General features: G+C 70.8%; 19 protein-coding genes and 1 pseudogene. 13 read left to right on the top strand and 7 right to left on the bottom strand.

Annotation, left to right across the window (positions count from 1 at the left end):
- Positions 1–66 precede the first annotated feature (66 nt).
- The 4 genes from QSK36_RS40765 to QSK36_RS40780 all read left to right on the top strand — a co-directional run bounded on the left by QSK36_RS40765 (position 67) and on the right by QSK36_RS40780 (position 3,624).
- On the top strand, positions 67–1,290 hold the full coding sequence (locus QSK36_RS40765; protein WP_285786117.1) for a styrene monooxygenase/indole monooxygenase family protein: 1,224 nt from the start codon (positions 67–69) through the stop codon (positions 1,288–1,290).
- Positions 1,287–1,763 carry a flavin reductase family protein gene (locus QSK36_RS40770; RefSeq protein ID WP_183541898.1) on the top strand — a complete coding sequence of 159 codons (477 nt, stop codon included), beginning with the start codon at positions 1,287–1,289 and terminating at the stop codon, positions 1,761–1,763. The genes QSK36_RS40765 and QSK36_RS40770 overlap by 4 nt, the downstream gene beginning before the upstream one ends.
- A 207-nt stretch (positions 1,764–1,970) precedes the next feature.
- A complete protein-coding gene (locus QSK36_RS40775; RefSeq protein ID WP_285786118.1) occupies positions 1,971–2,855 on the top strand; it encodes a DUF2268 domain-containing putative Zn-dependent protease in 885 nt (294 codons plus the stop codon).
- A gap of 10 nt (positions 2,856–2,865) precedes the next feature.
- Positions 2,866–3,624, top strand: coding sequence for a MerR family transcriptional regulator (locus tag QSK36_RS40780; protein ID WP_285786119.1), 759 nt, complete (start codon positions 2,866–2,868; stop codon positions 3,622–3,624).
- A 76-nt stretch (positions 3,625–3,700) separates the two neighbouring features.
- On the opposite strand, the gene QSK36_RS40785 is transcribed toward QSK36_RS40780, so the two are convergent.
- On the bottom strand, positions 3,701–4,087 hold the full coding sequence (locus tag QSK36_RS40785; RefSeq protein WP_285786120.1) for a zinc-binding dehydrogenase: 387 nt from the start codon (positions 4,085–4,087) through the stop codon (positions 3,701–3,703).
- On the opposite strand from QSK36_RS40785, the gene QSK36_RS40790 reads away from it, so the two are divergent.
- Positions 4,061–4,894 carry a hypothetical protein gene (locus QSK36_RS40790; RefSeq protein ID WP_285786121.1) on the top strand — a complete coding sequence of 278 codons (834 nt, stop codon included), beginning with the start codon at positions 4,061–4,063 and terminating at the stop codon, positions 4,892–4,894. The genes QSK36_RS40785 and QSK36_RS40790 overlap by 27 nt on opposite strands.
- A 176-nt stretch (positions 4,895–5,070) precedes the next feature.
- Here QSK36_RS40790 and QSK36_RS40795 read toward each other — a convergent pair whose 3' ends face one another.
- A complete protein-coding gene (locus QSK36_RS40795) occupies positions 5,071–6,801 on the bottom strand; it encodes an RICIN domain-containing protein (RefSeq protein ID WP_285786122.1) in 1,731 nt (576 codons plus the stop codon).
- A gap of 797 nt (positions 6,802–7,598) precedes the next feature.
- Between QSK36_RS40795 and QSK36_RS40800 the strand changes: the two are divergent.
- The 5 genes and pseudogenes from QSK36_RS40800 to QSK36_RS40820 all read left to right on the top strand — a co-directional run.
- Positions 7,599–8,087, top strand: a pseudogene (locus tag QSK36_RS40800) (DUF899 family protein); the annotation flags it as partial.
- Between the two features lie 67 nt (positions 8,088–8,154).
- The gene (locus tag QSK36_RS40805; protein ID WP_183542257.1) at positions 8,155–8,418 is read left to right on the top strand and encodes a metal-sensitive transcriptional regulator; all 264 of its coding nucleotides are present in this window, start codon (positions 8,155–8,157) and stop codon (positions 8,416–8,418) included.
- Positions 8,419–8,645: 227 nt separating this feature from the next.
- Positions 8,646–9,986, top strand: coding sequence for an MBL fold metallo-hydrolase (locus tag QSK36_RS40810; RefSeq protein ID WP_285786123.1), 1,341 nt, complete (start codon positions 8,646–8,648; stop codon positions 9,984–9,986).
- 31 nt (positions 9,987–10,017) lie between these two features.
- The gene (locus QSK36_RS40815) at positions 10,018–10,605 is read left to right on the top strand and encodes a rhodanese-like domain-containing protein (RefSeq protein ID WP_240808887.1); all 588 of its coding nucleotides are present in this window, start codon (positions 10,018–10,020) and stop codon (positions 10,603–10,605) included.
- A gap of 18 nt (positions 10,606–10,623) precedes the next feature.
- Positions 10,624–11,553, top strand: coding sequence for a sulfite exporter TauE/SafE family protein (locus QSK36_RS40820; protein ID WP_285786124.1), 930 nt, complete (start codon positions 10,624–10,626; stop codon positions 11,551–11,553).
- On the opposite strand, the gene QSK36_RS40825 is transcribed toward QSK36_RS40820, so the two are convergent.
- Positions 11,532–13,706 carry a heavy metal translocating P-type ATPase gene (locus QSK36_RS40825; protein ID WP_285786125.1) on the bottom strand — a complete coding sequence of 725 codons (2,175 nt, stop codon included), beginning with the start codon at positions 13,704–13,706 and terminating at the stop codon, positions 11,532–11,534. The two genes, QSK36_RS40820 and QSK36_RS40825, sit on opposite strands and share 22 nt — an antisense overlap.
- 356 nt (positions 13,707–14,062) lie before the next feature.
- A complete protein-coding gene (locus QSK36_RS40830; RefSeq protein WP_285786126.1) occupies positions 14,063–14,641 on the bottom strand; it encodes a class I SAM-dependent methyltransferase in 579 nt (192 codons plus the stop codon).
- A gap of 203 nt (positions 14,642–14,844) precedes the next feature.
- Between QSK36_RS40830 and QSK36_RS40835 the strand changes: the two genes are divergently transcribed.
- Positions 14,845–15,429, top strand: a complete 585-nt coding sequence (locus QSK36_RS40835; RefSeq protein WP_285786127.1) for a TetR/AcrR family transcriptional regulator — start codon at positions 14,845–14,847, stop codon at positions 15,427–15,429.
- A gap of 93 nt (positions 15,430–15,522) precedes the next feature.
- Here the strand turns inward: QSK36_RS40835 and QSK36_RS40840 are convergent, their stop codons facing one another.
- Positions 15,523–15,888, bottom strand: coding sequence for an ArsR/SmtB family transcription factor (locus tag QSK36_RS40840; RefSeq protein ID WP_285786128.1), 366 nt, complete (start codon positions 15,886–15,888; stop codon positions 15,523–15,525).
- Positions 15,889–15,954: 66 nt separating this feature from the next.
- Here QSK36_RS40840 and QSK36_RS40845 point away from each other — a divergent pair, with 66 nt between their 5' ends.
- Positions 15,955–17,949, top strand: coding sequence for a heavy metal translocating P-type ATPase (locus QSK36_RS40845; RefSeq protein ID WP_285786129.1), 1,995 nt, complete (start codon positions 15,955–15,957; stop codon positions 17,947–17,949).
- On the opposite strand, the gene QSK36_RS40850 is transcribed toward QSK36_RS40845, so the two are convergent.
- Both QSK36_RS40850 and QSK36_RS40855 read right to left on the bottom strand, forming a co-directional pair.
- Positions 17,936–18,871, bottom strand: a complete 936-nt coding sequence (locus QSK36_RS40850) for a M56 family metallopeptidase (protein ID WP_285786130.1) — start codon at positions 18,869–18,871, stop codon at positions 17,936–17,938. The genes QSK36_RS40845 and QSK36_RS40850 overlap by 14 nt on opposite strands.
- A gap of 9 nt (positions 18,872–18,880) precedes the next feature.
- Positions 18,881–19,270, bottom strand: coding sequence for a BlaI/MecI/CopY family transcriptional regulator (locus QSK36_RS40855; protein WP_285786131.1), 390 nt, complete (start codon positions 19,268–19,270; stop codon positions 18,881–18,883).
- A gap of 131 nt (positions 19,271–19,401) precedes the next feature.
- On the opposite strand from QSK36_RS40855, the gene QSK36_RS40860 reads away from it, so the two are divergent.
- Positions 19,402–20,058 carry a DedA family protein gene (locus tag QSK36_RS40860; RefSeq protein ID WP_285786132.1) on the top strand — a complete coding sequence of 219 codons (657 nt, stop codon included), beginning with the start codon at positions 19,402–19,404 and terminating at the stop codon, positions 20,056–20,058.
- The last annotated feature ends 111 nt before the right edge of the window (positions 20,059–20,169 follow it).

Here is a 20,169-nt window from a genome sequence, read left to right on the forward strand (position 1 = left end):
ATCACCGGGCCGCTTCGGCCGTAGTTTCGCTGAAACCGCAACTTTTCAGCGAAAGGAAACACCCTCATGCGCAGAATCCTCGTCGTCGGTGCCGGTCAGGCGGGTCTGCACCTGGCCATCGGCCTGCTGCAGAACGGCTACGACGTCACCGTGGTCTCCAACCGCACCCCGGAATCGATTCGCGACGGCCGGGTGATGTCGGGCCAGTGCATGTTCGGCACCGCCCGGGCACACGAGCGCGCGCTCGGCCTGGACTGGTGGGCGGACGTCTGCCCGCCCATCGAGGGCATCGAGTTATCCGTCCCGAGCCCCGCGGGTGGCAAGGCTCTCGGCTGGGCGGCCCGGCTGAGGACTCCCGCCCTCTCGGTCGACCAGCGGGTGAAGATGCCGGCCTGGCTGGACGAGGTCGAGCGGCTCGGCGGCAAGCTCGTCATCCACGACGCCACTCCGGAGGATCTGGAGACCTACGCGGCCCAGCACGACCTGATCCTGGTCGCCGCGGGGAAGGGGGAGATCGCCTCGCTGTTCGAGCGGGACGCGGCGCGCTCGACGTACAGCACCCCGCAGCGGGCGCTGGCGGTCACCTACGTCAACGGCCTCACCCCCCGGCCCGAGCACTCCGCGGTCAGCTTCAACCTGCTGCCCGGCGTCGGCGAGTACTTCGTCTTTCCCGCTCTGACGCACAGCGGCCCGTGCGAGATCATGGTGTTCGAAGGTGTGCCGGGCGGGCCGATGGACTGCTGGGGCGATGTGCGCGGCCCCGCCGAGCACCTGGCGCGCAGCCGCCGGATCCTGGAGAGCTTCTTCCCCTGGGAGGCGGAACGCTGCTCCGGGATCGAGCTCACCGACGCCAACGGGGTGCTGACCGGGCGCTTCAGCCCCACCGTGCGCCGCCCGGTCGCCGTCCTGCCGTCGGGCGCACCGGTGCTCGGGGTCGCCGACGTGGTGGTGCTCAACGACCCGATCACCGGGCAGGGCAGCAACAACGCCGCCAAGTGCGCCGCCACCTACCTCCAGGCCATCCTGGAGCGCGGCGAGCAGCCGTTCGACGCGGCCTGGATGCGGCAGACCTTCGATCGCTTCTGGGCGCAGGCCCAGCACGTCACCCGCTGGACCAACGCGCTGCTGGCCCCGGCAGAACCGCACCACCTGGCGCTTCTGGGCGCAGCCGGCCAGGTGCCGGAGATCGCCTCCCGCTTCGTCAACGGCTTCGACGACCCCGCCGACTACGCCGAGTGGTTCATGGACGCCGACAAGGCCCAGGCCTACCTCGACCGGGTCGCGTCATGAGATCGCTGCGCGAGGCGTTGGGGCAGTTCGCCACCGGGGTCGCGGTCGTCACCACCGCGACCCCGAACGGGGAGCGGGCAGGGGTGACGGTGAACTCCTTCAGCTCGGTCTCGCTCGATCCGCCGCTGGTGCTGTGGTGCCTGTCGGACCGCGCTCCCAGCGCGCCCGTCTTCCTTCGCGCGGGGCGTTTCGCGGTCAACATCCTGGCCGCCGGCCAGGACGAGCTGTCGCGGCGGTTCGCGACGCCGGCGCCGGACAAGTTCGCCGGGGTGGACGTGCTCGCCACCCCCACCGGGCTGCCCATGCTCGCCGGAACCCTGGCCACCTTCTCCTGCCGTACGGTGACCGTCCACGCCGGCGGCGATCACCACATCTTCGTCGGCGAGGTGGAGCACCACCAGCGGTCAGGAGGGGAGCCGCTGCTCTTCCACTCCGGCCGCTACCGCGAGTTCGCCTCCTCCTCGGGATGGTGAGGAGCGGATGGGCCCCTTCCGCCTCCCGGGGGAGCCCGGCACCCCGGCCCTTCGGCGGCCGGGGTGCCGGGGCGTTGACGGCGGGGGGCCATCGCAGCGGCGAACCGCCGGTCATGACGGGACTGGGTGACGGCGTGCCGGCCGTACTTCGACGAAGAGCGCCGCTGGTTTGACGTTGACGCTGCGTCAACTTCTAGCATCGGGGCCATGTCGATCACTGTTCTCGACACCTACTCCGCCATGAGGCGGATCCTGCTGGCCCCGGTCGCTGACCGCGTCGACCTGTTGCGTTCGATGCTGGAGCCGACCAGGGGCATGTACCGCTACCACCCCGGCGAGGTCGACCTGGTGGCCATGCACCTCGAAGCGTCCGGGTTCCCCGTCGACCGCTACGAGGAGCGTTGCCTCGAGGCGCTCGAGACCCTGGCTGCGGCCGGAGCCTGGGAGCGGATGCGACGCGCCCTCGACGACGCTCTCGCCGTACTGCTGGAGGCGACGCCGGGGCTGGCGTCCCCGGACATCACCGTGCTGTTCGTGCTCGGCGATCCGGGTGACGAGCACTTCATGGGTCCCTGCCGAGGAGTGACCGGGTTCGGCGGCATCTCGGGCCACATCGTGATCACGTTCTGGCCCTTCCCAGAGAACGTGGAGCGGCTGGAGGCCACCGCCGTGCACGAACTCCACCACAATCTGCGGTTCGGCCCGGGCGGGGTTGTGTGGGACCCGATGACCGTCACGGTCGGCGAGCACATCGTCTCCGAGGGCCTGGCCGACGCCTTCGCCCGCCAGCTCTACGGCGACGAGCTCGGCCCCACCCGCATCGGCGTGCCGCACCTGCACGACGACGAGATCTTCGGCAAGGTGCTCACCGGGCTCGACGTGACAGGTATGCAGAACTTCACTGCCTGGGTGCACGGCGACCCCAGCGCCGAGCGCTTCGGCCTCACCCCGGTGGGACTGCCCATGGGCGCCGGGTACGCCGCGGGCAACCGGCTGGTCGACACCTACCTGGCGGCGACCGGGCAGACGGCGGCGCAGGCCCTGCACGCCGGGAGCTCGGAGGTCATCGCCGCCACGCTCCGCCGCGGGTGACACTGGAGCGATGGAGTGGACGATCCAGGAACTCGCGACGAGAGCAGGCATCACCAGCCGCACCCTGCGTCACTACGACCGCGTCGGGCTCCTGACCCCGTCCCGGGTCGGCGCGAACGGGTACCGCTACTACAACCCCTCCGCGGTCGCCCGGCTACAGCGGATCCTGCTCATGCGCCAGCTTGGCATGGGATTGTCGGCCATCGCCGAGGTCCTGGCCGACGAGGTGGACACGTGTGACGGGCTCCGCGCCCACATCGCCGCACTGGAAGAGGAACGGGACCGCATCGAACGGCAGATCCGGTCTGTGCGTCACACGCTCGAGGCCTTGCAGGCGGGGGTGGAACCGCGGATGGACGTCATGGTGGCGGGGTTCAACGACCGCTACAAGGACGAGGTGATCTCACGCTGGGGCGAGCGCGCGTTCCAAGTGAGCAACGCCTGGTGGCACGGCAAGACCCTTGACCAGCAGCGGGCCTGGAAGCAGGCCGCCGAAGACCTCGTCGCCGCATGGGTCGCCGCCGTGAAGGCCGGGGTGTCTCCGACATCGGAACACGCGCAGTCACTGGCTGCCCGGCACGTCCGGTGGCTGAGCCAGATCCCGGGTACCCCCACGGCCGAGGGCGACCGGGAGCGCTCGATCGAGATGGTGAAATGCCTGGGGGACATGTACGTCGACGACCCCCGCTTCGCCGCCATGTACGACGACACCGCGGGGGCGACGTTCGTCCGCGACGCACTGCATGCGTACGCGCGGACCCGCATGTAGAGGCCGCTCCCGGCATCAGCTGGGAGCACCCGCCGCAGGAAGTGGGCTGTTGTTGCTGGACCTGGTGTCGAGGGCGTCAGGCGGCGGGCGGAAGGCCGATGACCTTGCCGGACAGTGCGCCCGTGGCGGCCTGGGCGTGGACTGCCGGCAGCTCGGCCAGCGGCACCCGCTGGGCGACGTCGACGCGCAGCTCGCCGCGGTCGACCAGCGCCACCAGCCGCGACAGCTGTTCGGTGTCGGTGCGGACGAAGACGTCGACGCCGCGCACACCGCGCTCCTCGTCGCCGGGCGCGGGCATCCACACCGTCGTGTTCACGACGACACCGCCCGGACGGACCAGGGTGACCAGCGCGGCCAGCTGCGCCGGGTCGACCGGCGCGAGGTTGAGCACGACGTCGACCGGCTCCGAAACCGCCGCGGTCACCTCGGTGGTGGTGTGGTCGACGACCTCATCAGGCTGCACCGCCAGCCGCGGGCCTTCCGCGTCTACCGCTACGCGGGCTCCTCCGCGCCCGTCGCGTTCATGGCCATCCTGCGACTGGAGGCACCGCTGCCCGAGGACCGGGCCGCGGACCCGGTGATCGCGGCGCTCTGGGATTACGTGGAGGCGGCCGCTCCCCTGGGACAGGGCGAGCACCTGGCCATCCGCCGCTTCGCGGTGCAGCCCGGCTGGCACCAGCGGCCCTCGCCCCCCATGGACCTGATCAGCCGGCGCACCATCGCGGACGAGATGAGGACCCGCGGACGCGCGATCACCTTCACCGTCTTCGAGGACGCCCAGCGGTGGAGGCGCTACCTCGCCAATGCCGGGCTGTACGCGCCTGTAGCCGCGCTGGCCGGAGTTCCGTCCGCCGGTGGCTCGGCTGACGAGCTCGGCGACGACCTGCCGCGCGCCGCGTTCGAGGAGGGCGTGGTGGAAGCGCTGCGCACGTGGCGCGCTCCCCGGGAGTTCGCGACCAGCGTCCTGTTGCACTCGCGCCTCGTGCGGCAGGGTTCGGCCGACCCCGTTGCGGACCTGCGCAGCGCGATCACGACCGCTCTCGACGCGCTGCAGGTCGATCCTGCAGGCGTCAAGGCCCACGAGGCTCTCACCGCCACGTACATCTCGGCTTCGCGCACCCATAAGGCGGCCGCCCGACGGCTGGGGGTGCCCTACGGCACGTACCGGCGCCACCTCGCCCTGGCCAAGGAGCGGCTCATCGAGCAGCTGCTGCGCCAGACGGCCACGGTGTCCGTGCCGTCCACGCCGTGCTCGTCGCCGGAGGGGTGAGGCACTGCCGTCGCAGGTCCGGGATCGGGCCCCGCTCGCCCAGGGGCAGGTGGGGCTCGATCCCGGACCACTCGTCATCAGTGGGTCACCACGCGCCACGACGAGGTGATCTACCGGCGTCGGCGGCTCCGACGGAGCTGAATGCGCAACCGCGTGATCTCAGCTCCGTACGGGCCCTAACGCGCCGTGAGAGTCCAGAGGTGGTCGGCGGTGCCGTTGTCTTCCCACTGGAGGACCTGGGCGCCGGAGGACTTGCTCATGCCGTTGACGCCGAGCAGCAGACCGCTGTTGTAGTTGCGGATCTTGTAGTGGCCGTTCCCGTCCGAGATGAACGACCACAGGTGGTCGGCGGTGCCGCTGTCGCCCCAGATCAGGGCGGTCCCGCCGTTGCTGGTGCTCATGTTGGTGATGCCGAGGACCAGCCCGCTGGCCCTGTTGACGATCTTGTAGAGGCCGGAGCCGCTGTCGGCGAGGGTCCAGGTCTGGGTGTTGCCGGATGAGGGAGTGGCCTGGTCGACCAGGGTGCCCTGGGCGGTGCCGGAGTTCTGCGTGTCCAGGGCGAGGCCGCTGTTCACGTTCTTGATCTGGTAGGTGCCGGCCAGGGAGGTACCGGGGTTGCCGCTGCCGCTTCCCGGGGTGACGACCAGGTGGTAGCCGTAGGTGGAGTTCATCGCCGAGACGGGCACGGTGATGGAGCCGTTGCTCACGGTGTAGTTCGACTCGCTCAGCGTGGAGGGCCCGGAGACGGCCACCGTACGGCCGGGGGAGGGGGTGTACTCCAGCTTCACGTGGGCGGTGCCGCCGAAGGAGCCGAGCCCGTTGATCACCACGGCGCTGTCGCCGGAGCTGCCTCCGAAGATGACGCTGAGCTGGTTGCCCGCGCTGTTCATCGCCGCGGCGCCGTCGATGCCGGTCTGCGCGGGCGGGGTGGTCGTCACCATGTTGCCGCTCATGTCGGCGTACCACTTGTAGAGCCAGTAGGCGCCGTTGGGCGAGCCGCCCCGGCCGGTGAGCAGGTCGCCGAGCGTGCCGGACTGGTTCCAGAACGCCAGCTCGGCGTCGTGGACGCCCAGCCGCTCGAACTTGGCGATGTAACTGACGAGGGCGCCGGGGATGCCGACCTCGGACGGCGAGGCGTACTCCTCGATGGCGATCGGGCGCGGGGTGATGCCGTACTTCTTCTCGAGGTTGACGACCGTGGCGACGTCACCGGCGATCTTCGAGGCCCTGGTCAGTTCGTGCCAGGCGATGATGTCCGGGACGGTGTTGGTCGCGACCGCGTTCCTCAGGAAGTTGTCCATGTCGCTGATGTTGTCCGAGAAGCTCGGCCCCTGGATCGGGGTCGTCGGGTCCTTGGCCCGCACCTCACGGTAGGTCCTGGTCCAGAAGTCCTCGTACGTGCCGTTGGACGAGTTCCAGGTGTTGTCCGACTCGTTCCACAGCTCGTAGGCGGCCAGGTTGGTGATGCCCGACGCCTTGGTTTGCGCGATCTGCTGGTCGACCAGGCTGAACCAGTTGCTCCAGCTGAACTGGTAGGGCCAGCCCGCGTAGACGTCGGACAGCCGGTTCACGACCTTCGCGCCGGCCCTGGCCGCCTTCGGGGCGACGGTCAGGATGTCACCCGTCGGCTGCTGCTTGCCGCCCTGGGGCTTCTGGACGAAGGTGTTCGGCTTGATGGCCTGGGCCAGGCTGTCCGATGGCGTCGTCGCGTCCGCCAGGCCGTACAGCGAGCCGCTGGCCACATATGTCACCGGGCGGAAGGGCTGGTTCGCGCTGACCACCAGGGTGGTCGAGGCACTCGCGGTGGCGTGGGCGGGAGCGGCGGCGATGGTCGCGCCGGCTGCGGTGAGTGCGAGCGAGGTGAGCAGGGCAGCGGCCTGCCCGGCTCTGGGTTTGGTCGTCTTCACTGCGTCTCTCCTGAGGAGTGGTTGGGGGGTGGTTGTGCCGAGCGGACCGCGGGGGTCGTCGGCCGGGGACCGCGTCCACGGATACCGGCGGCCGGGTAGCCATGGCCTCGGTCCTCGACCGCGCCGGTCGCGGAGGAAGCGGAAGACTCGCTGGACATGGGATTCCCCAGATCGGTGCCTGTGCGGTGGTCACGACGACGCAGCGCACACAAGCCGGATTTGGCAACTGTGCGCAAAGGTTTTCCGAGCCGGAAACGTACGGTGAACTTGTCTGGCCGTCAAGACTGTTAGCCAGGCGAGTTTTCCTCCGCACACGATTGCCCAATTCAGGAAAGCGGTGGGACCATGGCCGCAGCGGAGGTGGAGAGCAAAGGATTGCGTGCGCCGGAGCCGGGCCGTACGATCATCAAAAGCGAGGGCCACGTTTCGCGGACGCGGCATCTCGGTCCCCGAGCAGGTCGCGGTCGTCGGCTACGACAACCGGGACACCATGACCCTCGCCGCCCGTCCCTGCTCACCACGATCGACAGCGACCTGACCGAGATCGGTCGCGTGGTTGTCCGCGACTGCGCTTGAGGCCGCACCGGTGCCCGATGCCCATTCGACGGGTGACGGCCGCATGCCACGGCCGACGGATCGACATCATTCGGGTCCGGCCGATGAATTTCTTCGACGCGGCGCCTCTGTACCTGTAGACGACCGGAGAACGGCGCGGCCGCTTCCCGGTGTGACTTCAGGCGGATGAGGAGTGTCGTCCAGATGAGCGAGACAGTCGTGGTGCGTTACGAGACACGTGCCGACGCGGCGGCTGGTCGGCTCCTACCGCCTGTTCCGGTCATGAAACATTCAGAGCAGGAGAAGACGATGACTCTCCCACGGACGGCGTCACGCGACGAGTGGCCGGCGGCGCGGCTGAAGCTGCTGGAGCAGGAGAAGGACGCCATGCGGGCGCAGGACGCCGTCACCGACACGGCGACGCCCAGGGGATCAGCGTCTTCGTCCGCGACGAGGACAGCGTCTTCCACACCTACTCGACGTACTGCCGGGGCGCGGAGGTCATGCTGAGCACCTACCACTACCTCGACCTGACCCCCCTGGGCCGGCGGCGCTACGTCAACGAGTTCCCCTACCACGAGACGTACGACGGCGGGGGTCACGAGACCGCTACTACGCTCAACACCGGCCCAAGCCCGTGGCTGGAGCCGGCCCGTAGGGTCTCCACCCGACCCGGAGCGCTTCAGTCCGTGGTGAGCTTGGCGGACAGCCTCGCGAGCGCCTGGCCGTGACGCTCCTGCGCCGAGGCTCACCGACTTGCTCGAGGAGTACCCCCGGGGGTATAAACGAGGCGTGCAGATGAACGAGGCGATGGTCGGCGACGCGGTGACGCGGCTGCGGCGAGCACATGGTCAGCTCGCGGGAGTGATCGCGATGATCGAGGCCGGCGAGGATTGCGCCAAGGTGCTGACCCAGCTGGCCGCGGTTTCCAAGGCGCTCGATCGGGCCGGGTTCAAACTGGTCGCCACCGGACTGCGGCACTGTCAGGCTGCGCAGGAGCGGGGCGAGGAGGCTCCGATGAGTGTGGCCGAGCTGGAGAAGCTGTTTCTGGCCCTGGCATAGGCGGCCCTTCCGGGAAGGTTCGCCTTTTCACGTCCCGCAGATACCCCCCGGGGTATGTTCGGTGCTGCCGATCCCGCGCCGTCGGCGACGCGTACTCGGTGTCCGGTGGGGCCTCGGGCTGCAGGTCCGCAGGCGGCCAGGTGGTGCGCGCCGCAGGCGCCTGACCACTGGTCTCTTTTTTTGCTAGTCACATACCCCCCGGGGTATCTAGAAGAGAGGTGTTCCTTGTGGAGATCGTGTCCTTCCGCACTGCGGGTCTCGGTGACCAGACCTACCTGCTGACTCACGAGGGCAAGGGGGTGCTCGTCGACCCCCAGCGCGACATCGACCGGTTCCTGCGGGCGGCGGCCGAGCGTGACGTGGAGCTGCGTCTCGTCGTGGAGACCCACCTGCACAACGACTACGTGTCGGGTGGCGAGCAGGCGGCTCTGCGCACCGGAGCCGAGCTGGTCCTGCCCGCCGCCGCCGCGCCCGCCTACCCTCACACCCCTGCCTTCCACCTGGAGGACATCGAGGGCGGGGACGGACTGTCCCTACGACCGATCCACACCCCGGGGCACACTCCCGAGCACACCAGCTACGTGGTGCTCATCGAGGGTGAGCCGGTCGCGGTGTTCTCCGGCGGCAGCCTCCTGGTGGCCTCGGCGGGCCGGCCCGACCTGCTCGGCACGGCCCGGGCCCGGACCCTGGCCCGGCTGCAGCACGGCTCGCTGCGCCGGCTGGCGGCGCTGCCCCCCGAGGTCGGGCTGTTCCCGACGCACGGCGAGGGGTCGTTCTGCTCCGCGAGCGGGGCGGGCCGCTACACCTCGACGATCGGCGAGGAGATCAGGTCCAACCCCCTGCTCGCCGTCGAGGACGCCGAACATCTGGCCGACGAACTGCTCGCCGCGCCCATGCCGATCCCGGCCTTCTACCAGTACATGGGCCCCGCCAACACGCTCGGCGTGCCGCCGATGCCCTCGACCGCGGCACCCGAACTGGCCATCGGCGACCTGCCCCAGGACGCACAGGTGATCGACGTCCGCCCGCGCAAGAGGCAGGCGGACGGCTTCCTGCCCGGCTCGATCGGCATCGAACTCGGCGACGACTTCGGCAGCTGGGCCGGGTGGCTGCTGCCGTACCGGTCCCCGATCGTGCTGGTGGCCGAGCCCGGCCAGGACGCGACCGAGGCGGTGACCCAGCTCGCACGAATCGGGATCGACACCGTACGCGGCGTCGTACGGGACCTCGGCCCGGCCGCGACCGCGACGTTCGAACGGCTGGACCTGGCGACCTTCACCGCGCGAGCTGCCCAGCCCGGCGCCCAGGTGCTGGACGTGCGCATGCCGAACGAGCGCGCGGCCGCACACCTGGAAGGAGCCGTCGAACGATTCCTCGCCGATCTGGTGACCGAGGGCGTGCCCGCCGAGTTGGACCGCGGCCATCCAGTGCTCGTGGCCTGCGGATCGGGCCGGCGTGCGGCCATCGCCGCCACCCTGCTCATCCGCGAGGGATACATCCCGGCGGTGCTCGACGGTGCGGGCGTGCCCGACGTAACCGCCGAACTGCGGGCGCGCCGCGCTGCCTGACCACCCCACCTGCGAAAACGAGAAGGAAGCCGTGAACACCGAATCCCCGAACATCGACACCGCGACGGCCCGCGCGCTGATCGCTTCCAACCCGGACGTGCTGGTCGTGGACGTGCGGACTCCCGCCGAGTTCGAGACCGCGCACATCAGCGGCGCGATCAACCTGCCGCTCGACCAGGTCGACGCCCACCTGCGGCGGATCGTCGACGACGCCGGCGGCACGATGCTGCTCATCTGCCAGTCCGGCGGCCGGGCTACCCAGGCGCACAAGAAGCTCTGCGACGCGGGACTGCCCGACGCGGTCGTGCTCACCGGCGGGATGAACGCATGGATCGCCTCCGGCGCCCCCGTCGTGCGCGGCAAGCAGCGGTGGAGCCTGGAGCGCCAGGTCCGCCTGGTCGCGGGCGGCATCGTGCTGGCGTCCATCGTGGCCGACCTGTGGCTGCCGGGAATGCGCTTCGCCGGCGCCTTCGTCGGCGCGGGCCTGGTCTTCGCCGGGCTGACCGACACCTGCGCCATGGGCATGCTGCTCGCCCGCCTGCCGTACAACCGCGGCGAGGGCGCCGACGTGGACGCCGCCCTCGCCTGTATCCGCCGCCCCGGCCGCAGCGCGGCCTGAAGGATCCGAGGCGACGACATGACCGCTCTCACCCTCGCCGGCGCCGTCGTCGTCGGCCTGACCCTGGGCCTGTTCGGCGGCGGAGGATCGATCCTGACCGTCCCCCTGCTCGTCTACGTCGCGGGCGTCCCGGCGAAGGCCGCGATCGCCATGTCCCTGTTCGTCGTCGGCGTGACCAGCGTCGTCAGCGCCGCGGGCCACGCCCGTGCAGGCCGCATCCGGTGGAAGACCGGACTGGTCTTCGGTCTGGCCGGGATGGCCGGCGCGTACGGCGGGGGCCTGCTCGGGCCGCACCTGCCCGCGGTGGCGCTGCTGGCGGGGTTCGCGCTGATGATGGTGGCCACCGCTGTGGCCATGATCCGCGGCCGTGGGACGCCCGAGGCCGCCCCGGCCCACAAGGAGCTGCCGATCCTCCACGTCGTCGTCGAAGGCGTCGTCGTCGGCCTGGTCACCGGGCTGGTCGGGGCCGGCGGCGGGTTCCTCGTCGTCCCCGCGCTCGTGCTGCTTGGCGGCATGCCGATGGGCACGGCCGTCGCCACCTCCCTGGTGGTGATCGCGATGAAGTCGTTCGCCGGGCTGGCCGGTTACCTGCAGACCGTCCCGGTCGACTGGTCGATCGCCCTGCCCGTCACGGCGGCCGCCGTCGCCGGCGGTCTCGCCGGAGGATGGCTCGCGGGGCGCGTCCACGCCGACCGCCTGCGCACGGGATTCGGCTGGTTCGTCCTCGTGATGGGCGCTTTCGTGCTCATCCAGCAGGCCCCGCCCGCGCTGTTCCACACCGCCTGGGGCATCGCCGCGCTGCTGGCCGGCGCCGCGGCCGTCACAGCGGCGATCGCCTACCTGCTCCTGCGCAAGGGGCGTCACCGCGACGGGTCAGCCCCGCCGTCTTTCTACGGGTACGGCTTGATGCCTCGCGCCGCCGACGGTCAGGGGGCGAGGGAGAAGTAGTTCTCCTCTTCCTGGACGAAATGCAGCCGCAGCACCGAGTGCAGCCCGTACAGGCAGGCTCGTAGATCCTCCAGTTGCTCGGGCCGCAACCGGCCGGCGGTATCGGCGACCTTCACGTGCGTGGCGATCCGGCGGGCCAGGCGATCGATCTCGCTGTGGGCCCGGCTCATGGTCGCGGTCGCCTCTCCTCCGCCAAGGGGAGCGGCCAGCGCCGGGTAGAGCTCATGCTCTTCGGCGTACTCGTGCGGCAGCAGCCGCTCGGTCAGCAACCGGTCGACCTCCCGCACGGCGCCCAGCACGCGCGGCCCGTGCTCGACGGCCAGCAGGCTCGCGGCATCGCGTACGGCGTCCAGCACATCGGCGAGATCGTCATGCTCGGCGGCGAAGCGGCGGATCAGATCCTCGGTGGCCGGCTCCAGCACCGGCCGGGCGCCGCGCTGGGGCAGCACGGCACGCAACGCGTTGACGATGACCACCACGTCGATCGCCTCCTGCAGCAGCGCCCCGGCCGCGGGCGGCAGCCGGCCCAGCAACGCGGCCACCATGGCCGCCAGCGACATGGCCATGCCGCCCGCGGCCGACTGCACGGCGATACGCCGGGTGCGCACCGCGATCTCCATGGCGTCGGCGAGCCGGTCCACCCGGTCGGTGACCAGCACCACGTCGGCGGCCTCGGAGGAGGCGGTGGACCCGCGCGCTCCCATCGCCACCCCTACGTCGGCCGCCGACAGCGCAGGGGCGTCGTTGACGCCGTCGCCGACCATGACCGTCACCGCCCGTGAGGTTTCCGCTCTGACCGCGGCGACCTTGTCGGCGGGTAACTGCTCGGCCCGCACCTCGTCCAGCCCGACCACCGCGGCCACCTCCCGGGCGGGCTCGGCGCGATCGCCCGTCAGCATCAGCAGGCGGCCGATTCCCGCCGAGCGCAGCCGCCGCAGCGTACGGGGAGCGTCGTGACGCAACGGGTCCAGCAGCAAGATCGCACCACTCAACGCGTCGTCGACGGTGAGCCAGGCGACGGCGGCGCCGTCCAAAGCGGCCCGGTTGTCAGCCGCGCGAGCCCAGCCGGGACGTGCCTCGAGCGGTATCGCGGTCTTGCCCACGCTCACGCGCTGCCCGTCCACGACGCCGGCCGCTCCGCGGCCGGGCTCCTCGGTCACCTCCCGCGGCGCCGACAGCGCCAGGCCGCGGGCCCGCGCTTCCCCGACGATCGCCTCGGCCAGCACGTGAGCCGACATCTGGTCGAGTGACGCGGCCAGTTGCAGCACCTGCGACGGTGTCCGGCCGGGAGCGGCGGCGACCTGCAGAACCCGCGGACGGCCCGTAGTCAATGTGCCTGTTTTGTCCAGCAGCAGAGTGCGAGCCCGCCCCAGCCGCTCCAGCGCCCCACCGTCGCGGACGATGACGCCCTGGCGCGCCGCCCGCGACAACCCCGACACGATCGCGACCGGAGCGGCCAGCAGCAGCGGGCACGGGGTCGCCACCACCAAGACCGCCACCGCCCGCACGGCAGAACCGCTGATCAAATACGCCGCCCCGGCGACTCCCAGCGACAGCGGCAGGAACCAGGCGGCGTACCGCTCGGCCAGCCGCACCACCGGCGCCCGCTGCGCACCTGCCTGCTCGGCCAGCCGGACGATCTGCGCGTACGTGCTGTCCTCGGCGGTAGCCGTCGCCTCGATGTCGACCGCACCGCCGGCGTTGACCACCCCGCTGCGGACCGCCTCGCCGACACCGCGTTCGATCAGGGTGGACTCCCCGGTCAGCGCGGCCTCATCCAGCATCGCCGGCCCGGTGAGCACCCGGCCGTCCACCGGCACCACCTCGCCCGGGCCGACCACCACCACATCTTTCGCCCGCACATCCGCCAGGGCGACGACGACCACGTCGTCGCCGCTTCGGCGGCGAGCAGAGCGCGGCGCACGCTCCAGCAGCGCGCGCAGGTCACGCGATGCCCGACGCTCCGCCGCCGCGTCCAGCGCGCGCCCGGTGGCCAGCATCACCGCGATCAAAGCCCCCGCCAGGTATTCCCCGACCGCCAGGGTCCCGGCCAGCGCCAGCGCCGCGATCACATCGACGCCCGCCCGCCCCTTCCGCAAGGCAGCGACCACCCACACCACCGCGGGGACGATGGCCACCGCGGTTCCCGCCATCCAGAACCCATCCGCGACAGCCGTTGCCCCGGCCAACCAGGCCACACCTCCGCCGACCAGAGCGCCACCGGTCGCTGCCAGGAACACCGGCTCACGCCACCGATCACCCACGGCACCAAGAGAGCGCAGCATGTCGCGCCTCCACAATGACGAGACGATGAGAGTGCTGCCCTCTATACGACCGCCCTGCCCTGACGACCGATAGAGCCGAACGACCCAAATCGTCACTGCCGGCCCGTCAGCGGTGGAGAAGGGTGATTGCCTGTCCGACGACCCAGTGTCGGTTTGCCCAGGCCGGGAGCCGTGCTCAGTGCATCGGCGGACGATCTGCCCGACAGGTGAAACAGCGGGGTATTTCAGGAACGGGTTTCGAGCGGACGGACGGCGTTGACGTAGTACAGCACCGGCCCCACGGTGCCTGTGCTCTCGATGCGGAGACCGGCACCGGGGACCAGATCGGCGAGCAGTTCCGGCATGGTGGGCCGCATCGCGGGACCGGCCAGTATCCCGACGAGGCGGGCGGCGAGGGGGTTGACCGGCGGGCGGAACTCGGCGATCAGCAGTCGCCCGCCCGGCCGCAGGACGCGGAAGATCTCCCTCATGGCGGTGCCGCGGGCGGAGACGGGCATGTGGTGAACGGCGAAGCTGGAGACCACGATGTCGAACGAGGCGTCGGGGAAGGGCAGCGCCTGCCCCTCGCCCACCTGGTAGGAGCAGTTGTCAGGTGAGCGACGGCGGGCGTGCTCGATCATCGGAAGTGACGGGTCAACGCCGGTCACCCGCCCCTCGGGGCCCACGAGAGGAGCCAACATCCGGGTCAGGTAGCCGGTGCCGCAGCCGACGTCCAGAATCCGATGGCTCGGTCCCGCGCCGGACAACGCGGCCAGGCGGGTGAAAACGCTGCGACGGCGCCCGGCGAAACCGAGCTCGGCCAAAACCTCATAACCCCGCGGATAGTTGATGGTGCCACCACCGTCACTGTGTTTCGAGTGACTATGCAGCAACTTTCCCCTGCCCATAGGGCTTCTCCTTCTTGTTTCGAAACAATGTGTTCGGTTATAAATGATCGATTCGTCGGCGCGGCATGGTCAACAAGCAAATTCGTTGGGCTGTGCCGTACTGGACAGAGGTGGGGGACGTGTTCGGAAACTCGCGGCGGGAGAGTTCCGATCGCCGGGTGCGGCGCACTCGGAAGGCCGTTCAGCAGGCATTGGTGGAGCTGATTCTGGAGAAGGGCTATGAGGCGGTGACCGTCACTGATCTCATCAACCGCGCCAACGTCGGCCGCTCGACCTTCTACGCGCACTTCACGGACAAACAGGATGTGCTGTTCAGCAACCTCGACGAGCTCTCCAGCCTTCTCCGTCTCGCTCCCGCGTCCAGGCCGGGCCCGCTGTTCGCCTTCAGCCTGCCGATGTTCGAGCACCTTCATGAGCAGCGCCGGCTGGCGCGAGCGCTGCTCGGGCGGCGCGGGGGCAGCGCCGTGATGGCGCGCGGAGAGCAAATCCTGGCCACGGTCGTACGTGACGAGTTGCTGGCAGCGTTCCCTTCGCGAAGCACACCACCGGACTCGCTCGACCTGATGGTCACCTGCGTCGTCGGGGCGTTCATGGCGCTGCTGCGCAAGTGGGCCGACGGCGAGTTGACCGCCACGCCGGCCGAGATGGACGCGGCGTTTCGCGCTGTGGTGACACCGGGTGTGGAAACCGCCTTCAGGCGGTGAGCCAAAGCACGGGCGATGGACCCGCGTCGACGGGCGAGGGCGGGAAGACGGTGAGGAGTCGAGGCGGACTGTCGGTCGCCACGCTCGCGAGCGTCAGGAGGCGGCGCTTACGGTCGGTGTAGCGGCGGAGTCCTGGTCGCCGCGGTCGATGTGTTCGGCGTGGAACAGCCCTTCGGCCAGCAGGCGGCGCACGTGCTCGTCGGCGGCGCTGTAGTAGACGAAGGTCCCCTCACGCCGGCCCTTGACCAGCCCGGCCAGACGCAGTTTGGCCAGGTGCTGGCTGACCGCGGTCGGGGCGGAGCCGGCGAGCTCGGCCAGGCAGGCCACCGACGACTCGCCCTGCAGTAACGCCCACAAGATCTTGATGCGGGTGGGGTCGGACAGCAGCCGGAACGACTCGGCGGCCAGGTGCACCTGTTCCTCGTTCGGCATCTCGAAGTCGGGCAGCGAGGTGTGCATGCCGTCAGCATAGCCCCGAACCCCACTATTTGCGTACCTGCATGAGTGCGCATATAGGCTGGAAGGGTGACGACAGACCTGAGAACGCGCCCCGGTCCCCGAGCCGTGGCCGCACCCAGCCGTACGCAGGCCTGGTGGCGGTCCGGGGCCGGATCACTGCCCGAGGTGCGCTGGGCGATCACCGCGACCGTCCTGTTCGCCGCCGCTGGTGTCTGCCAGCTGGCCGGGAGCCCCTCCTGGCTGTGGTGGGGGCTGTGTCTGGCCTGCTATGCCACAGGTGGGTGGGAGCCGGGGCTGGCCGGGCTGCGGGCGCTGCGTGAGCGGACGCTGGACGTCGACCTGCTCATGGTCGCCGCGGCGATCGGCGCCGCCGTGATCGGGCAGGTCTTCGACGGCGCGCTGCTGATCGTCATCTTCGCCACCTCAGGAGCGCTGGAGGCGGTGGCGACCAAACGCACCGCCGACTCGGTGCGCACCCTGCTGAACCTCGCGCCTGACACGGCGACCCGGCTGGACCCGGCGGGACAGGAACAGGTCGTCGAGACTGTCGATCTGGCCGTCGGCGACCTCATCGTGGTCCGGCCAGGGGAGCGCATCGGCGCCGACGGCCAGGTGCTCGACGGGGCCAGCGACGTCGACCAGGCATCCATCACCGGCGAGAGCCTCCCTGTGGACAAGCAGGCCGGCGACGAGGTGTTCGCCGGCACCGTCAACGGCGCCGGGGTGCTACGGGTACGGGTGGGGCGCCCGGCCGGTGAGACGGTGATCGCCCGGATCGTGGCCATGGTCGAGCAGGCCAGCGCCACCAAGGCACGCACGCAGCTGTTCATCGAGAAGGTCGAGCAGCGCTACTCGATGGTCATGGTCGCCGCCACCCTCGCGCTGTTCGCGATACCCCTCGCACTGGGGCAGGACCTGCAGGGCAGCCTGCTGCGGGCGATGACCTTCATGATCGTCGCCTCGCCGTGCGCGGTGGTGCTGGCCACCATGCCGCCGCTGCTGGCCGCCATCGCCACCGCCGGACGCCACGGCGTGCTCGTCAAGTCCGCCGTGGTCATGGAACAACTCGCCGACGTCACCCAGGTGGCCTTCGACAAGACCGGCACCCTCACCGAGGGCCGCCCCCACCTGACCCACATCCGCGCCCTGCCCGGCACCGCGCTCGGCGAGGACGAGCTGCTCACGCTCGCCGCCGCGGCCGAGGACGGCTCGGAACACCCGCTGGGCCGGGCCGTCACCGCCGCGGCCCACGACAAGGGCCTGCACCTGCCCCCGGCCGCACGATTCACGGCGGTCCCCGGACGGGGCGTGCGCGCCCACGTCGCCGGTCACCTGGTGCAGATCGGTAGCCCCGCCCACCTGCTCCCCGAGGGACACGCCGTTGCCGGCCCGGCCACCGCCTTGGTGGCCGAGCTCGAAGACGGCGGGCACACCGCGGTGGTGATGCTGCTGGACGGCCGCCCAGCCGCGGTGCTGGCACTGGCCGACCGCATCCGGCCCGGCGCACCAGACGCCGTGGCCCGCCTGACCGCCCTCACCCACGCCGCGCCGGTGCTGCTGACCGGGGACAACCCCCGCACCGCCGCACGGCTGGCCGCCCAGACCGGCATCACCGACGTCCGCGCCGGCCTGCTTCCCGAGCACAAGGTCGACGCCGTACGCGACCTGCAGCAGCAGGGGGCACAGGTTGCGCTGATCGGCGACGGCGTCAACGACGCCCCCGCACTGGCCACCGCGCACAGCGGCATCGCCATGGGCCATACCGGTGCCGACCTGACCCTGGATGCCGCCGACGCGGTCGTCACCCGCGACGAGCTCGACACCGTTCCCACCGTGATCGCCCTCGCCCGCCGCGCCCGCCGCCTCGTCATCGCCAACCTCGCCATCGCCGCCACCTTCATCGCCGCGCTGGTGGCCTGGGACCTGCTCGGCGACCTGCCGCTGCCGCTCGGCGTGGCCGGGCACGAAGGCTCCACCGTCATCGTCGGCCTCAACGGGCTGCGCCTGCTACGCGGCACCGCCTGGCGGCGGGCCGCCGCCGGGACCATCAGGCGCCGATGAGCTCCAGCAGCAGGTGCAGGTCGTGAGTGGCTTCGGCGATGGAGCAGCCGGCGGCGACGAGGACCGCGCCCGCGGCGAGGGTGATTACGGGACGGTGGTGCAGGGGCGGCGCGAGCAAGGCGGCGACCCGGCGGGGCACGGGGCCTGCGCCCCGCGGCAACGCGCCATGGCCGAAGACGCCCAAGGCGTAGCCCGGAGGACGCTTCCCGGCGGTGCGGGGGGCGGCCAGGGCGGCTTTGCCCAGGGTGTGGGCGACCCGGGCGCGGTCACCGGTCGCGGCGGCGGCGCGTTCGTCGGCCCAGCGTTCGACGGTGTAGGTGACGGCCGTGGCGAGCGGGCGCAGAAGCGGGTTGACGGCGGCGCCCAGCGCGGCGAGGGCGACGAAGAGGTAGTGATGCGCCTCGAGATGGGCGCGCTCATGGGCGAGCAGGATGTCGTGCTCGCCGTCGTCCAGCAGGTGCAGCATGCCGGTGGACACCACGATGCGTCCAGGCAGTCCGGGCACCGCGAAAGCGTCAGGCGTCTCGTCCTCGATGACGACCAGGCCGTCGTGGGCGGGCAGGCAGGCGGCCTGCTGGGCCGCGGCGGCCAGTGAGCGGGCGCGGGTCCACAGCATGCGGCCGGCGGCGATTACGGCACCGCCGAGCAGAAGGCCTGCGACCACAGCGACCGACAACTGGGTGGGATCGTCCCGCTGGACGGTGTTGACGGACCAGTGCCCGAGGCTGGCCAGCAGGGGGATGCGGATCAGTCCGGTGATGGCAAGCAGGCCCAGCGACAGGGTGCTCGCCGCGCCCAGCACCAGTGCCGAGACGGTGAGCAGCCAGGTGGCAACGCGGGGTTCGCACCGTTCTGATAGGACTCGCGCGCTGAGCGGGGCCAGCAGCGACAGCAGCAGCGGAAGGTAGACGGCGATGCGCATCGGGGTGCTCTACCGCCCGTGGTGTTGTTCGGGCCCGAGCAGCCGACGCAGGAGGGCGGCGTCAGAGGGGGACAGGCCGTCGGCGAAGCGGCTGAGCACGGCCTGACGGTCGGGCCGTTCCTCGAGAACGCTGCGCATGCGGCGGGCGGCGAACCCGTCTTCGTCCGTGACAGGGGCGTAGGCGTAGGCCCGGCCGCGCGGGTGCCGGACGAGCAGCTGCTTTGCGTACAACCGGGTGAGGATGGTCACCACGGTGCTGTAGGTCAACTCGCCACCGAGCCGCTCGGCGACCTCCCCAGGGGTCAGCGCGGTGTCCGCTCGCAGCAGTACGTCGAGGATTTCGGCCTCCCGCTCGCCGTTGGCGCGCTTGGGGCCTCGCCCTTGTGGAGTGGCGCTCATGGGTTGTCGTTCCCCTTGCCCATCTTTTACAGTCGTGTAGAACTTCTACGGCGGTGTAAAAGTCGCTGTGTTCCGAGTGTGCCATGTGCCCTGCGCCGACCGACAGGGGCAGGCCAGGAAAGGACCGCTGAATGTCGCAGGCGTTCAATCCGCTGGATGCCACCTCGCTGCTGACGGCATTCGGCGCCGCGGGCGTGTTCGTGGTGCTGTTCGCCGAGACCGGCCTGCTGATCGGGTTCTTCCTGCCCGGAGACTCGCTGCTGTTCACCGCGGGTCTGCTGTGCGCCACCACGGTCGGCGGCGTCCGCCTTTCCCTGCCCGCGGTGCTGGCCGCCGCAGCCTTGGGGGCGCTGCTCGGCGCGCAGACCGGCTACCTGATCGGCCGCCGGGTGGGCCCGGCTCTGCTGGGCCGTACCCGCAACTCGCACCTGCTACGCGGCGCGGCACGGGCCGAGGACCTGCTCGCCCGGTACGGGCACGGCAAGGCCGTTTTCCTGGCCCGGTTCATCCCCCTGGTGCGAACCGTGCTCAACCCGCTCGCCGGGGTGGTCGCCGTGCCGGTGCGCACCTTCACGCTCTGGCAGGTTCTCGGCGGCCTCGTGTGGACGGTCGGCCTCGTACTCGCCGGATACGCGTTGGGGGCCGGCGTTCCCAACGTCGACCGCTACCTGTTGCCCATGATCGGCGTGATCGTTGCCGTCTCCCTGCTGCCACTCGCTCTGGAGGCCTTACGGGCCCGCCGCCGTACCCGCCCCAGGACGCAGTCGATCCGCAAGCACGTCCCGTGACGTTGTCTGCTGACGCCCCCGCCATCCCGGGGCCCGGCAGCATACACACGAGCTCCGCGACACGACGGCACTCACTGAGTGAGCTCAAGCCGTCTCACCTTGTCCCTGCCC

Origin of the sequence: Microbispora sp. NBRC 16548 (genome assembly GCF_030268985.1) — a bacterium.
Classification (GTDB): Bacteria; Actinomycetota; Actinomycetes; order Streptosporangiales; family Streptosporangiaceae; genus Microbispora; species Microbispora catharanthi.

Coding starts and splice junctions, on each gene's coding strand:
- QSK36_RS40765 (WP_285786117.1), top strand. CDS start 67: ATGCGCAGAATCCTCGTCGTCGGTGCCGGTCAGGCGGGTCTGCACCTG.
- QSK36_RS40770 (WP_183541898.1), top strand. CDS start 1,287: ATGAGATCGCTGCGCGAGGCGTTGGGGCAGTTCGCCACCGGGGTCGCG.
- QSK36_RS40775 (WP_285786118.1), top strand. CDS start 1,971: ATGTCGATCACTGTTCTCGACACCTACTCCGCCATGAGGCGGATCCTG.
- QSK36_RS40780 (WP_285786119.1), top strand. CDS start 2,866: ATGGAGTGGACGATCCAGGAACTCGCGACGAGAGCAGGCATCACCAGC.
- QSK36_RS40805 (WP_183542257.1), top strand. CDS start 8,155: ATGAACGAGGCGATGGTCGGCGACGCGGTGACGCGGCTGCGGCGAGCA.
- QSK36_RS40820 (WP_285786124.1), top strand. CDS start 10,624: ATGACCGCTCTCACCCTCGCCGGCGCCGTCGTCGTCGGCCTGACCCTG.
- QSK36_RS40825 (WP_285786125.1), bottom strand. CDS start 13,706: ATGGCGGGAACCGCGGTGGCCATCGTCCCCGCGGTGGTGTGGGTGGTC.
- QSK36_RS40840 (WP_285786128.1), bottom strand. CDS start 15,888: ATGCACACCTCGCTGCCCGACTTCGAGATGCCGAACGAGGAACAGGTG.
- QSK36_RS40850 (WP_285786130.1), bottom strand. CDS start 18,871: ATGCGCATCGCCGTCTACCTTCCGCTGCTGCTGTCGCTGCTGGCCCCG.
- QSK36_RS40855 (WP_285786131.1), bottom strand. CDS start 19,270: ATGAGCGCCACTCCACAAGGGCGAGGCCCCAAGCGCGCCAACGGCGAG.
- QSK36_RS40860 (WP_285786132.1), top strand. CDS start 19,402: ATGTCGCAGGCGTTCAATCCGCTGGATGCCACCTCGCTGCTGACGGCA.